This window comes from Pseudoalteromonas sp. 4NS20-0020 (genome assembly GCF_057554385.1).
On the sequence record NZ_BAAJMI010000005.1, the window covers coordinates 414775 to 429612 of the forward strand.

At 38.2% G+C, this 14838-nt stretch carries 10 protein-coding genes; 8 read left to right on the plus strand and 2 right to left on the minus strand.

What is annotated here, in order from left to right:
- Positions 1 to 294: 294 nt before the first annotated feature.
- The 4 genes from AC27JL_RS15085 to radD all read left to right on the plus strand — a co-directional run bounded on the left by AC27JL_RS15085 (position 295) and on the right by radD (position 6241).
- Positions 295 to 2889, plus strand: coding sequence for a TonB-dependent receptor (locus AC27JL_RS15085; protein ID WP_082652822.1), 2595 nt, complete (start codon positions 295 to 297; stop codon positions 2887 to 2889).
- Positions 2890 to 2952: 63 nt separating this feature from the next.
- Positions 2953 to 3882, plus strand: a complete 930-nt coding sequence (locus AC27JL_RS15090; protein ID WP_487195963.1) for a class I SAM-dependent methyltransferase — start codon at positions 2953 to 2955, stop codon at positions 3880 to 3882.
- A 187-nt stretch (positions 3883 to 4069) separates the two neighbouring features.
- Entirely contained in the window at positions 4070 to 4372 is a 303-nt protein-coding gene (locus AC27JL_RS15095; protein WP_006794071.1) for an H-NS family nucleoid-associated regulatory protein, read from the plus strand.
- Between the two features lie 117 nt (positions 4373 to 4489).
- On the plus strand, positions 4490 to 6241 hold the full coding sequence (gene radD / locus AC27JL_RS15100) for a DNA repair helicase RadD (RefSeq protein WP_487195964.1): 1752 nt from the start codon (positions 4490 to 4492) through the stop codon (positions 6239 to 6241).
- A 21-nt stretch (positions 6242 to 6262) separates the two neighbouring features.
- Here the strand turns inward: radD and AC27JL_RS15105 are convergent, their stop codons facing one another.
- A complete protein-coding gene (locus AC27JL_RS15105; protein ID WP_008129315.1) occupies positions 6263 to 6598 on the minus strand; it encodes a ribonuclease E inhibitor RraB in 336 nt (111 codons plus the stop codon).
- 202 nt (positions 6599 to 6800) lie between these two features.
- On the opposite strand from AC27JL_RS15105, the gene AC27JL_RS15110 reads away from it, so the two are divergent.
- The 3 genes from AC27JL_RS15110 (at position 6801) to AC27JL_RS15120 (ending at position 13293) form a co-directional block, all read left to right on the plus strand.
- Complete coding sequence (locus AC27JL_RS15110) at positions 6801 to 8525, plus strand: autotransporter assembly complex protein TamA (RefSeq protein ID WP_487195965.1); 1725 nt, start codon at positions 6801 to 6803, stop codon at positions 8523 to 8525.
- Positions 8525 to 12214 carry an autotransporter assembly complex protein TamB gene (tamB, locus tag AC27JL_RS15115; protein WP_487195967.1) on the plus strand — a complete coding sequence of 1230 codons (3690 nt, stop codon included), beginning with the start codon at positions 8525 to 8527 and terminating at the stop codon, positions 12212 to 12214. The genes AC27JL_RS15110 and tamB overlap by 1 nt, the downstream gene beginning before the upstream one ends.
- A gap of 194 nt (positions 12215 to 12408) precedes the next feature.
- Entirely contained in the window at positions 12409 to 13293 is an 885-nt protein-coding gene (locus tag AC27JL_RS15120) for a peptidylprolyl isomerase (protein WP_487195968.1), read from the plus strand.
- Between the two features lie 59 nt (positions 13294 to 13352).
- Here AC27JL_RS15120 and queF read toward each other — a convergent pair whose 3' ends face one another.
- On the minus strand, positions 13353 to 14198 hold the full coding sequence (gene queF, locus AC27JL_RS15125; protein WP_006794065.1) for an NADPH-dependent 7-cyano-7-deazaguanine reductase QueF: 846 nt from the start codon (positions 14196 to 14198) through the stop codon (positions 13353 to 13355).
- A 59-nt stretch (positions 14199 to 14257) separates the two neighbouring features.
- Between queF and syd the strand changes: the two genes are divergently transcribed.
- Positions 14258 to 14797 carry a SecY-interacting protein gene (gene syd / locus AC27JL_RS15130; RefSeq protein WP_487195969.1) on the plus strand — a complete coding sequence of 180 codons (540 nt, stop codon included), beginning with the start codon at positions 14258 to 14260 and terminating at the stop codon, positions 14795 to 14797.
- Positions 14798 to 14838: the final 41 nt, after the last annotated feature.

A 14838-nucleotide genomic window follows, 5' to 3' on the forward strand; every position in this document is an offset into this window, starting at 1 on the left:
TTACAAAAGTAAATATTTTAATTTGAAGTGAAAAAAGCAACAAACTGTTAATGCACTAAATTTAGATTGTGTATTTATTTGTTAATTAACAATAGTTTAAGATTTATTTTTTTTTGATGTAATTTACGTTTAGCTCTTTTTAGTAATTAATTATTAACGCAACGTTAATTCCTTGTTGACCTTGCTCTTTCACTAGTATTATCATTGAAGGCACAGTGATTGGGGTACTCAATACGTTTTGTACCGCTAGACTGAAAAAATTATAATTAATAAATGTATTCCTGGGAGAATCAAATGTTAAATAACAAAGTTTCAAAAGCAGTTCGCTTAGCGATCGCTTTTGGCGCAGCATCTACAGCTGCATTTTCAGCAAGTTCTTTTGCTGCAGAAGAAGATTCTGCAGAAAAAGTTGAGCGTATTGAAGTAACTGGTTCACGTATCAAACGTGTTGATATGGCTGGTGATTTACCAGTAACAGTTATCGACCGTACTGCAATCGAGCTTAGTGGTGAAACTTCAGTAGCTGATTTATTACGTAATACTACATTTAACAGTCTGGGTTCGTTCCGTCCGCAGTCTGGTAGTTCTGCTCAGGGCGCTACTACGGTAAGCTTACGTGGTTTAGGTTCTGACCGTTCTCTAGTTTTAGTAGATGGCCGTCGTTTACCTAAGTCAACTCTTACTGGTTCAAGCCAGGATTTGAACTCAATCCCAATGGCAGCTGTTGAGCGTGTTGAAATCCTTACTGATGGTGCTTCTGCACTTTACGGTTCAGATGCTATCGGTGGTGTAATTAACGTAATTTTACGTAAAGACTTTAATGGTGCAGAAGTTACTTTAGGTTCTGGCCGTATTGAGCATGAAGGCGGCGACCGTGAAAATGGTTCTGTACTTTTCGGTGCTTCTTCAGACAACTCTCGTGTACTTGCTGGTGCATCTTGGAGTGGTCGTGACATTGTTTACGCTCGTGACTTCCCATGGTACAGCCCAGGTGGTTCAGTTTATTCAAACAACTTCACAACATTCACAACTACAGATGGTGAAAGAGCAAGTAATTTTGATTTCTTCTCTCCAGAAGCTACATGTGAAGGCGTAGGTAATGAAAACTTCTACCGCATTGGCGCACGTTGTGGTTTTAACTTCGCAGCAGTATCTGCTGATGAAGCGTCAATCAAAAACCGCTCAGCTTTCGTTAAAGCTACATACGATGTGAACGATGACTGGAGTATTTACACAGACATCAACATCGCACAAACTAAATCATTTGGTCGTTACGCACCTGGTCTTGATACAACAGCTTACGATTCATCACCTGATACAGTATTTATCAGTGCAGATAGCCCTAACAACCCAACTAACCCTAACAGCCCAATCTACGATGCTTCTCTAGAAATGGAACAGCAAGGTCTAGATTTCTGGCATCGTTTTGCTGCGTTAGGTAATCGTGACAACAATTTATCTACAGAGCTTAAAGATATCGGTTTTGGCGCTAAAGGTATGATTGGTGATGTTTCTGTTGAAACAGGTGTTCGCAAAACAATTAACGAAAGCCATAACGTAGGTACAGGTTACATCCTTCGTAGTATTGCTCGTCAATACATCAACGACGGTACTTACATGCTTAACGACCCGTTCGGTGCATCTGAAGAAGTTAGAGGCGCAATGACGGTAACTACTTCACGTACAGGTAAGTTTAACCAAGAAGAGTTTTATGCAAATGCTGCGTTTGACCTTATGGAAACTGACGCTGGTGCAATTCAAGCATTCGTAGGTTTTGAATACCGTTCAGAAGATTATGCTGACGTATATGATTCACTTTCTGCAGCAGGCCAAGTAGGTGGTTCTTCAGGTAGCAGTGCAGGTGGTGCACGTTCAGTTCGTGGTTTATTCTTTGAAACATTAGTTCCAGTAACTGAAGAGTTTGAGCTTAACTTTGCCGGTCGTTACGATGATTACTCTGACTATGGTTCAGATTTCTCACCTAAAGTGTCAGCACGTTACAACCCAATTGATGACCTAGTACTTCGTGCATCATGGGGTAAAGGTTTCCGCGCTCCTTCATTACCAGACCTAACTCAACAGCCTTCTGAATCAGCTGATTCAGTTTCTGATGAAGCTACATGTTTGGCAATTGGTGAAGCTGCAAATTGTTCTTCACAAATCAATGCTACAGTTATTGCTAACCCTGACTTAGGTTCAGAGCAGTCTGATCAATACTCACTAGGTGTTGTTTACCAAGTAACAGATGCTATTTCTGTAGAACTTGATTACTACAACATTGAAATCACTAACCGAATCCGTGCTTTCGGAGCTCAAGCTATCATTGATGCACGTTTACGTGGTGACTCTGTGCCAGATGCGTTCACTGTATCTCGTTCACCAAACGGTGCGATTACTAGTCTTGTTCGCGGTTTTGGTAACGATGGTAGCTTAGAAACTTCAGGTATCGATTTTAAAGCTAACTCAATGTTTGAATTTGGTGATGCTGGTACTTTAAGAACTAACTTCAACCTATCTCATATTGTAGATTACAGCACAGATGGCGGTCGTAACTTCGTTGATGATCCAGGTGTACCGCAAATGCGTTTAAACCTATCTAACGTTTACTCTATTTCTGATTTTGATTTCACTTGGAATCTAAACCTTATTGATAGCCAGTGTGAAGACATTACTGCAGACGGTGAGTGTGAAGGTCACATTCCTTCATGGGTAACTCATGATTTACAAGTAGCGTACAACACACCTTGGAACGGTAAAGTGAGCTTCGGTGCACAAAATGCATTTGGCAAGCAGCCACCACTTTTCGGATACGATGGTCGTGACTACAACTTTAACCTTTACTCAGGTTTTGGTCGTACAATGTACTTAAACTTTAAACAGTCTTTCTAAGTTTTTAGTTTAGATATTACAAAGAGTGACTCTTGAGTCACTCTTTTTTTTGGAGAAAATAAAATGCACTGGGATCATTACTGGGACCTTACAAAAGCTTTATCTAGTTTTGGTGATGCAAATACAGCCCTAGGTTACCCAGAAGAAGTGTTAAACTTTTGGGATGACGTTGTATTAGAAAAAGGAGAAGGTGCTGTTTATCTTGATTTAGCAACCGGTAAGGGAGCTTTAGCAATCTGGCTACAATGCCTTTTAAAAAGAAAAAACTTATCTGGCTCGGTGTATGGCTGCGACTTAGCAAACATTGATGAGTTAAAAATTACCAGTGATGTTGACGAAATTAATAGTGCTATTAATAAAGTTAAGTTTCAGTTTAATACTTCATTAGAAAATCTACCTTATCCAAATGAGTATTTTGATATATTAGTTAGCCAATTCGGTTTTGAGTATTCTAATTGGTCACACTCTTTAAATGAGGCACGTAGAGTGCTTAATAAAGATGGTGAAATTATATTAATGATGCATCACCCTGATTCAGTTATAACCAACGATTGCAAAAGCGGTTTGAAAATACTTAATTGGATGTTGGAAAACAACATATTAAATGAACTTGAAAGCTTAGTAACTTTGAAGCTTCAAGGTCATATTGAGTTATTTCAGACACAAAATAAAGAAGTGATTCAAAAAATTCAGAGCTTAAATATATCCAATGATGAAGAAAAGCTCTGGTTTGCAGATATAATGTCTAAAGTATCAAAGATAATGCTAAATATTGATCAAACGAGTAAAACAAAATTAAATAGCTTACAAAATGCTTTAAGACAACAAATTGAAAGGTTATTAGATCAAACTTCTGTTGCATTTAGTGAAGATGAAATTTACGAAAAATTTGAAGCTGCAAAGCTTAAAAATATGAAAATGTCTATTGCAGCATTCAATGTAAATAATGAACTGTTTTGTTGGCAAATAAAAATTTCTCCAAAGGAAATGTAGCTTTAATTTAGTTAACAGTTTATATCAATTTTGCTTTTAAAAAAGTTGAGAGTTTTTTAGTTATTTTGTGTATTAATTTTAGTAATAGCAATTTCTTATTTTTTAAATCTTTATTCTTTGTCATAGTTATTTTAAATTAAAGTATCTATACTTATTTTGTTATGTTTATAAATTTAAAGAGATATAAATGAAAGAAGTTCGAGCTTTTATAAAGACTGCATCCTTAACTGAACTTGAAAAAGCACAACAATTAGTTACTGATGCAATTTCAAAATATACCCAACAGCAAAAAGCAAAACAGGAAGTTTTGGATCTTTTAAAAGAAAAAGGACTTACGTTAGAAGATTTACAAGACACATCCGCAGATAAGCGCACTAAAGTTAAAGCTAAATATCGCATTGAAGTTGATGGTGAAATCATTGAGTGGACTGGCCGTGGCCGCCGCCCAAAAGCGTTTGAAAATGTTGATTTACAAAAACACCTAGCTTAACAATATAAAAGAGAGGCGCAGCTTCTCTTTTTATTTCCTGTCAATAATTTAAATAAAGCTAAAAAACGTCATCCGTTATTAGATAAAGTATTCTTATTCAAATCCAATTATTTTCCCATGAGCTATAAACTTAGACCCTATCAGCAAGAGGCTGTTGAACGCACCGTTGTTCATTTTAGAAAAACCAATGATCCCGCAGTTATTGTGTTGCCAACAGGTGCAGGTAAAAGTTTAGTCATCGCTGAGCTTGCCCGTATAGCTAAACAAAAAATATTGGTCCTTGCTCATGTTAAAGAACTTGTAGAGCAAAATTCACAAAAATATAAAAGTTTTGGTTTAGAGGCGAGTATATTCTCCGCAGGTTTAAAAGAAAAATCTTTAACCCATCAAGTCACTTTTGCTAGTGTGCAGTCACTTTCACGTAATTTGGATAAACTCAATGAGCATTATTCTTTACTTATCATTGATGAATGCCACAGGGTGAATGGTGATAAAAAAAGCCAATACGGTAAAGTTATAAGTGCATTACAGTCGTATAACCCGCATTTAAAAATATTGGGTTTAACGGCTACGCCTTATCGTTTAGGCATGGGGTGGATATACCATCACCATTATCATGGTTTTGTTAAAGGTACTACAGAAAGCCCATTTAAATGCTGTATATTTGAATTACCGCTTAGGTACATGATTAAAAATAACTATTTAACCCCACCAAATGAAGTTGATGCTGCGATTAACCATTACGATTTTTCGTCTCTAGAGACGAATGTGTTTGGTCAATACACTGCCAATGATATGAACGCGCTTTTAAAAAGTAACGAGCGAGCAACTCAGGCTATTCTGAAACAAGTGATTGAATATAGCGAACAGCGCAAAGGTGTGATGGTTTTTGCGGCAACAGTTATGCACGCCCAAGAAATATTAAGCTACTTACCAGCAGCCCAAAGCGCGCTAATTACAGGCGATACGCCTAATATTGAACGCGATAAAATCATTTCTGCGTTTAAAAGTAAAACGTTAAAGTATTTGGTTAATGTTTCTGTGTTAACAACCGGCTTTGATGCGCCACATGTAGATTTTATTGCTATCTTGCGTCCTACAGAGTCTGTAAGCTTATACCAACAAATTGTAGGTCGGGGCTTACGATTATCAGAATCTAAAACCGATTGCTTAGTGATTGATTATGCCGGAAATGGTTTTAATTTATTTCACCCTGAAGTAGGGGATAAAAAAGGCGACAGCGATAATGAACCTGTACAAGTACTTTGTCCAGGTTGTGGGTTTGCTAATATATTTTGGGGTAAAACGAACTCTGCTGGCAAAGTTGTTGAGCATTTTGGTAGACGTTGCCAAGGGTTATTAGAAGATGATGAAGGTAGCAAAGAGCAGTGCGATTATCGTTTTAGATTTAAAGAGTGTGAGGAATGTGGTGCGCAAAACGATATTGCTGCTCGAAAATGCCACGACTGCGGCGCTATAATGGCTGATCCTGACGACAAGTTGCGTAATGCGCTAAACTTAAAAGATGCATTAGTGCTTCGTTGTAGTGGGCTAACAGTAACTCAACTTAAAGACGAGCTAATCAAAGTTACTTATTTTGACGAAGACGGCACTAGTTGTGATGAAGTTTATAACCTTGCCAGTAAAGGAGGTCAGTTTATCTTTAATAAACAATTTGGCAAACGGCTTGCGCATGGACAAAAACCAACAGACTTTAAAGCAGCAGAACAGGTAATTAAAGCGCAGTTAGACTTGGTGCCCCCTGACTTTGTGATTGCGCGAAAAAGTAAAAAATATGGTTGGAAAGTAGCAGATAAGCTATTTGGTTATAAGGGGAGTTTTAGAAAGGCAAATCAGTTAAGTCGTTAAACTTAACTGATTTTTAATATATTAAGCGGCGTCTTCGTCCATTAATCCCCAGCCGTCACCGTAACCGTTATAGCCATTCGCTATACTTTCTAGGTACTGTTCAGCTTGGCCTAGTAATGTGTGCTCTGGTACCATTTGTACATGAGTGATTACTTCCCAAACGCCAGTGTCTTTGCATTTTTCGACGTCAGCGGTTTGTACTAATGCATCAGAAACAATATCTTTAGCAAACTTATCAGCATCGGCTTGTTGCTCAAATAAAATGAAAAAGTCGATTTGCTGCATTTTGCTTAAATCGACGCCTGCAGCGGCTATTTCGGCTAACAGCTGGCCGTTTTCGTCATCTGGAAATTGCATTAAAAACTCATCTAAAAATAATTTTGTGTTCGTTGGCACTATTGTAACTAAAATATTGTCTTAACGCGTACTAATTTTATCTTCTTCACATTTCATATTTAAACTGAGTTTGTCATTAAGTTAATGTGTTGCTCATTATGGCTATGTTAATATGCGCCACATTAGCTCGTTTTAAGTAGTATATAAGAGTAAGGATATTTGCTTGTTTATTAAGTTTTTACGTTGCATGTGCATTACCATTGTTTTTATGACTGCAAATTCCTATGCGGCAGAAAGAGTCATCGAAGACTACAAAATTAAAGGCATAAATGGTGATTTAGAAAAAAACGTAGCGCTATACCTAAAGCAGCTTAAAGGTGAAAAACCAACAAGAACCCTTCAACGTTATGCTAAAAGCCAGGTACAAAACAGCATAAAAGCACTGGGTTACTACAGCCCAACAGTTGAGGTTGAATTTGATAAAGACGATAGTGAACTCGTTGTAAAAATTGAGCGTGGTCCTGCAACACGGATAGACGCCATTAATATTACATTAAATGGTGAAGGGAAGAACGATAAACAATTACAAACCCTTATTAAAAATACCAATTTAAAACAGGGTGATGTGCTAAACCATGGTGACTATGAGTCAGCGTATAAAAAAATAGAATCTATGCTTTTGGAGCTTGGCTACTTTGATGCTAAATGGCCTGCCCGCAAATTGGAAGTTTCAATTAAAAAAAATAGTGCCGTTGTCACGTTTGTGATTAACACCGGTGTGCGTTATCAATATGGCAGTATTGAAATTACCAGTGATACGCCAGCTGAAAAATATATTCGTTCTTTGTCACCATTTACTCAGGGACAACCTTATAAGTCAACTTACATAGCCGACTATAACCTTGAGCTTTCGAGCACACCTTATTTTGCTAGTGTGCGTGTTTATGCTGATATTACAGCGCGCAAAAACGCCCAAGTTCCTATCAAAGTTGAGGTTGTACCTAAACCTGCAAATAGCTTTGAAATTGGCGGCGGTGTGTCTGAAAGTGAGCCTAGGTTTCGTTTTAAGTGGAGTAAACCTTGGATCACAGAGGATGGCCATTACCTTGATACAAATATGAATATTGCCGAAAAGCAGCAAGATCTCTCTATGGCATACACCGTTCCTGTAGACGACCCTAATGATGATTTATGGCGTTTTTCTGTAGGTTATAAATTAGAAGACGAACTTGCAGATGATGTCTACAGTGAGATATTAACTGCACAATTACAACGGCAGTGGCTTACAGAAGAAAAATGGGTAAGAACAGCGTTTTTACGCAGAGATCAAGAGACGTATCGTCTGGGCGATGATCCAGAAGAGTCGACTGAAATGTTAATGCCCGGGATTAGTTATGCTCGCAAAAGTTTAAAAGGCGGAACGACTCCTTATTGGGGCGAGCAATGGCTTATATCAGCAGAGTTTGGCCTAGATGATGCGCTTTCCAGCACGAATTTATTGAGGGTTCAATTACAGCATGCATGGCTTCGTACATACCTTAATAAGCATTTAGTTTTTCTTAAGGCAAACATTGGCGCAATGCTAGTTGATGACATAAATAATGTACCGTATTCACTGCGGTTTTATGCCGGCGGTGATCAAAGCGTTCGTGGTTTTGCTTATCAGTCAATTTCGCCAGAAAATGATGATGGTGAACTAATAGGGGGTAAATATTTGCTTGCTGGCACTATGGAGTACAACTATCAGTTTGCTCAAAATTGGCGTGCAGCATTATTTGTTGATGGTGGTACTGCTACGAATGATTTTTCAGATGAATTTGAAGTGGGTGCTGGTTTTGGTTTTCGATATTTAACGCCTGTGGGCCCTGTACGAATAGATCACGCTTGGGGCTTAACTAAAGATAGCAAAAGTACCCGTTTGAGTATTACCATAGGGCCAGAAATTTAATGCCAATACTAAAAAAAATAACAGCCACAGTAAGTGCAATTTTAGTTTCGCTAATTATTAGCGTATTTTGTTTATTATTTACTGCACCCGGTAATCAATTTATTGCCTATACGGCAAATAAAGTTGTTGATGGATTACACATAGAAATTAAAGATGGCCGCTTTATTTATAACGATGCGTTTAATGTTCGTTTTAAAAATAATGGTTTAGATTTTAATGCCCAGCAATTAAAAATCGATTTATTTTGGTGGCAGTGTAATGGTATCTGTGTTGATAATTTAAGCGCTAAATCTATTAAATTAACCTTGCCAAAAACAGTTGAAGCAGAAGATGAAACACCCTCTGAGCCCCTTGAAAAAATTACTTTACCTTTTAATGTTTCAATAAAAAATATAGCGGTTAATGAGTTTACATTAAACCACCCTAGTGCAGATGTGAGCGTTAATAACTTTAAACTATCAGCTAAAGCTGAAGGTTCAAAACTCACAGTAAAAAGCTTAAATATCCCGAGTATACTTGTTGCTTTAAAAGAGCAAGAACAACCTGCCAAGGCGCAAACTGCTCAAAGCAACAAAGCTGCACTTACGCAATTACCAGCACTTCCTGATATTAAATTTACATCACCTATTGATTTGGCCATTGAAGCCCTTGATATCGCAAAGGTAAAAATTGAGCAGGGCGATGCGCAGCATAATATCGAAAACATTTCGCTGCAATTAAGTGTAGAAGATGCCGTGATTAATTTGCAGTCGCTTTCAGCTACCTATGAGCAGTGGCAGCTTAATACCCAATTAGATGCAGAGCTTTTAGGTAACTTGCCTGTAAAAGGCTTAGTGACTTTAAAAAGTGACGAGCACCAAGCAAACTTAGAGTTAAACGGTGATTTAGCTGGCTTAACTATACATTTAGAAACGAGTGGCCAATATCCGCTCACGTTAACAGCGAATGCTAATTTAAAGCAAAAAAATTACCCATTTGAGCTAAGCGGCAAAATTAACCAATGGCTTATTGATGCGCAAAGTAATGAGCTTAAAGTTAAAAATGTAAGCCTTAAAGCAACTGGTAATGCTGATGACTACCAACTCAACTTACAGGCAAACAGCCAATTAGGTGCTTATCCGGCTCTTAATCTTAATACTCAGCTGACTGGTGGTTTAACTCAAGCCGTGCTTAAAACATTAAGTATTAAAGCTAATGAAAGTAGTGCGATTATAAAAGCTAATGTTGATTGGCAACAGGGCATTAAAGCGAGTTTTAACGGCTCGCTTTCAAACCTAAAAGCGCAGTATTTGACAGATGCTGCAACTAGCGATGTTTCAGGGCAATTTAAAGGTTCATTCAATGCTGCAGAAGGCTCGTGGCAACTACAAATGGATGATACTAAGCTAAGCGGATTATTAAACGAGGTACCCCTTGAGTTTGCGTCAAACTTTCAGCTTGATGATGCATTAAAAGCCAATATCGACAGCCTTTATTTAAGTAGTGGCACGAATAAATTAGTACTTAGCGGCCAAGTTGACGATACATGGAAAGTCGACGGTAAAATAACACTTAAAAGTAATAAAGAGGCAAATATGCCTTTTATTGCTGATGGCAACGCTGATTTAAAAGTAAGAGGGCAGAGGCTAACACCTTCTGTCGATTTAGCGTTAATACTTGATAGCTTCATTTTTAATGAAATCAATATAAATAAACTGACGGTAAAAGGGCACTTAGATACAGCCGCTGATTGGCAAACTGACGTATCGTTAAGTGTTGGCTCGGCGCTTGTGGCTGATGAGCAAATTAATAGTGTAAAAGTTGATATTAGCGGCGATAAAACAGATCACCAACTTACAGCAGCTGTAGATGCCGAGCAGGGTAGTGCAGAGCTTGAAGTAAATGGCAAAATTAGTAACGCTACCTGGAATGGTGAGTTTAGTAATGTAACGCTAAGCGACAAAAAGTTAAGCTTTAGCAACACTAAAAATATTGCTGTTATGTTTAACTCTCAAAACGGTAATTTTAATGTAAGTGCGCACTGCTGGGCTTCTCAGCAAAGCGAGCTTTGTATAGACACGCTAGCTCAATCTAAAGCGCTAGGCCAGTTAAATGCTAAGTTAAACAATTTAGCGCTTGAAGAGCTTAAACACTTTTTACCCGATAACATTCGCACCCGTGGTGATATAAAAGGTAATGTGGCGCTCAATTGGAATGCAGGCGCTCTTAAAACATTACGCGCAAGTTTAAATGCAAGTGACTTGACCACTGTTTTAACCTCAGAAGAAGATCGCTTTAAATTACCGATAGAAACACTCAGTGTTAGTGCTTTTTCAGACTCTCAAAAGGGGCAGCTCGAAGCTAATATAGAGTCAAGCGTACTAGGTAAAATTGATACATACATTAATATTGACGACATACAAAATACGCAGGCGCTTAATGGCACTATTAATATTGATAAAATATTACTTTCAGACTTACAACCATTTCTTGAAACTCTTGAGCAATTAAAAGGTGATATTAGCGGTAAGGTCGCACTTGCGGGTACGTTAAAAGATCCACTATTAAATGGTGAGCTAAACGTAAACGATATAAACCTTGAGGGTGAACAGCTTCCTATTGCGCTACAAAAATCAAATATAAACATATTATTTGATAAAACGACCGCCACAATAGAAGGCAATATAAACGACAATCAAGGTGGCAATGTAAAGCTAAACGGTGATGTTGATTGGCAAGGTGAACAACCTGAAGTAAATGTAAATGTGAAAGGCGAGCAGTTTTTTGTGCGCGCACAGCAAGGCGTTACTTTTAAAATATCGCCAGATTTAAAAATAGGGTTAGCCAATAATGCACTTAAATTAGCGGGTGAAGTAGTTGTACCTTATGGTCGTATTACGATTGAAGAGCTTCCAGAAGGTGCTGTGCAGGTTAGTGACGATGAAATTATTGTTGATCAAAAAAATGAAACCAACGAAAAGGTACCATTTGACTACGACATAGACTTAAATGTGATCGTTAAAAATGACGTTAAAGTAGAGTCGTTCGGATTAGAGTCTAAAGTGGATGGTGATTTAGCGATTAAAATGAGTCAAGGTGTTCCAATTATTGCAACGGGTGAGCTTAATTTAATAAATGGCACTTATTTAGCATTTGGCCAAGATTTAATTATAAGAACTGGCCAAGTGGGCTTTAGTGGCTCCATTGAACATCCCTATTTGAATATTAAAGCAATCAGAAACCCAGCTAATACAGCAAATGGTGTTATAGCTGGTGTTACGCTTACGGGAAATGTTAAAGAACCCACTCTAAAGCTGTTCTCTGAGCCTGCAATGGATCAGGCGCAAACCTTAGCATACTTACTCAATGGACAGCCCCTAGGAGAGGGGGAGGGAGCATCAAGCAACGCTATGCTTGCCCAGTTATTACTTTCTCAAGGGGTTAGTAGAAGTGAAGGGGTTGTGTCAAAGGTAGGTGAAACGTTTGGTCTTTCTGATGTTAGCTTAAGTTCGTCAGGAAGTGGTGACAGCACTAAGGTAGAAATTTCAGGCTATGTTGCGCCTAGCTTGCAAGTTAAATACAGCGTTGGGGTATTTGAGTCACTTAGTGAAGTGGCCATTCGTTACCAGTTATTGTCGCAACTCTATATAGAGGTAACCAGTGGTTTATACCAAAATGTTGATGTGCTCTATAAATTTGATTGGGACTGAACTATAAGCTCTACAGCCTGATGAACTGTCAGGTTGAATTTGCAGCAGCCTGTTTGGTAGTTGAGCAAGGAAGAGCCTATGTATTATGGTTATCACCTAGAAATTGGCGATAACCTCGCATTAATGTCAAACAGACCCTAGGCAAGTTAGATTGCTCAAAGCTACTTTTAAATAATAAAAATAAAAGGTTGAATATGAAAACACGTTTTTCAATTTATGTAATGGCTCTTTTGCTGAGCGGCTGCGCGACAACGACTAACAATAAATCCGTTATAAATATACAAACACCACTTAGTGCCAATGATGTAATAAAAAATGCAACTGCAGATGAGTGGCAAGTAGTTGATCCTCAAAATATTTTAAAAATAACCTTACCTACTGGTTCGGCTTACATAGCATTAAATCCACAACTAGCCCCAAACCACACGCAACATATTAAAACGTTGGCGCAAGAAGGCTTTTATAAAAACACCCGTGTTTATCGTTTTGTAGAAGGGTTTGTAGCACAAGGCGGCGACAGTTCAGGGAATAAAAAAATACAAACAGCGAATAAAACGGTACCTGCAGAGTTTTATTTACCAACATCGCAACCACTAAAAATTACCGAGTTAAAAGGCGATGGATACGCGCCTGTTACGGGGTTTTTAAATGGTTTTGCTGTTGCGCAAAACCAAACACAGACTCAAACATGGCAAGTGCATTGCAATGGTGTATTTGCAATGGCACGCGCTAATGATATAAACAGCGCAAGTACTGAGTTTTTTGTCACTATTGGGCAAGGCCCACGTTACCTTGATAAAAACATTACCGTGTTTGGAAGAGTGCTTGAAGGTATGGAACACTTTAATCGTTTGCAGCGTTTACCCACTGAGGGACTGGCGTTTAATCCAATAACGAATATTGAAGTGTTGGCTGATGTTAATAGCGATGCAACAGTATTCAAGGTAATGAAGACAAACTCAGCATCTTTCAAGCAACTGATAGATGCACGTAAAAGCCGAACGGAACCCTGGTTTGTCCAATCGTATAATTACGTTGATGTATGTGGTATGCCTATCCCAACAAAGCGTGTTATCTAAACATTAAAAAAGGAGCTGAGGCTCCTTTTTTAATGTTTATGTTTGAGTGTTTAACGTATTTACTGACGATTAATCTTAACGGCAAACGGTGTTTCGTTATAATGCGTAGAACGGTATGGGTTTATGTCTAATCCGCCTCGGCGTGTATAACGTGCATACACTTCAAGCTCTTTAATGTTGAGTTGCGTGGTTAAGTCACTATAAATGCGCTCTACACATTGCTCATGAAACTCGTTATGTGTTCTAAACGATATTAAATAACGTAGCAGCGATTCACGACATATCTTCTCGCCTGTGTATCTTATAATAATGCTCGCCCAATCTGGTTGAGACGTTATTAAGCAATTAGATTTTAGCAAATGGCTATTGAGTGTTTCGGTCACTATTTCATCGCTATGTGCTTTAAGTGAATAGGCATCAATATCATAGTTATCTATTTCAATATCTAAATCATCAATGCATTCCCCAGGCAGCGCAGTACAGGGTAAACAGTTAAAATCGTCCGCTTTGTATAGGGTTACTTGTACCGGACTATTAACTGCGCCTGATAAGTCATCGATTAAATGTTGCTTAACTGTGTTTATGCTCTCAAAACGAGTTTGATTAAAGCTGTTTAAATAAAGTTTAAACGATTTAGACTCAATAATGTGGCTGCTTTGGCATGCAAAAGTAAATAAGGCGACAGCCACTTGCGGTTTACCTTTGGCGTTTAACCAAGAAAGTTCGTAACCTGTCCAAATATCTTGGCCTTTAAATGGCAGTTCGGCTTCATCAATATTTAAAGCATCACGATTTAGCTTGCGCGCAATTGGGAAAAGCAAGCTTGGCGTATAGTCGTCTACATACTCAGTAGATTGTCCTAATACACTGCCTTTAAGGTCTGGAGAGTTGCTGTAATCTGTCATGTTTGCTCTTAAATAGTTACAATGTGCGCATTATATCTAATTTAATTGAGTTTCACAGTATGTCTGTAGCATTGCATTTAGAACAACTTCACCATCAATTTAGCGAAAATACCCTCAAAAACACTGCTAAGTACCCACTTATAGCACACGATGAACAATGGCCGAGTCCGTGTGAGCTAGGCGAGGTTGACGAGCAAGGAAATATTCAATGGCAAGGCGTATGTCAGCAGCCAGCAGGCTCATTAAACAATTTAGCTAAGGCATTAGAGCTTGAGTTTCCAACAGCGTTAAGCGAACTTTATGGGCACATGTACGGTGGTAGCGTATTGGCAATTATTGACGGACATCAAATTGAACTGTTGCAAGCATGGAATAGCGACGACTTCGATATGCTTCAACAAAACATCACTGGTCATGTTTTAATGAAACGAAAGCTAAAACAACCCGAAACTGTGTTTATTGGTTTAACAGATAAAGAAGATTTACTGGTCAGTGTGTTAATTCATACCGGAGAGGTGTGTCTAGAGCACGTCGGTAAAAAAACGCACCATGTACTTGCACCAAATATAGAGTCGTTTTTAAAAGCGCTTGAAGTATAAAACGTCATTAATAAATCAGCTTAGCAAGATCGCTGAGCTGA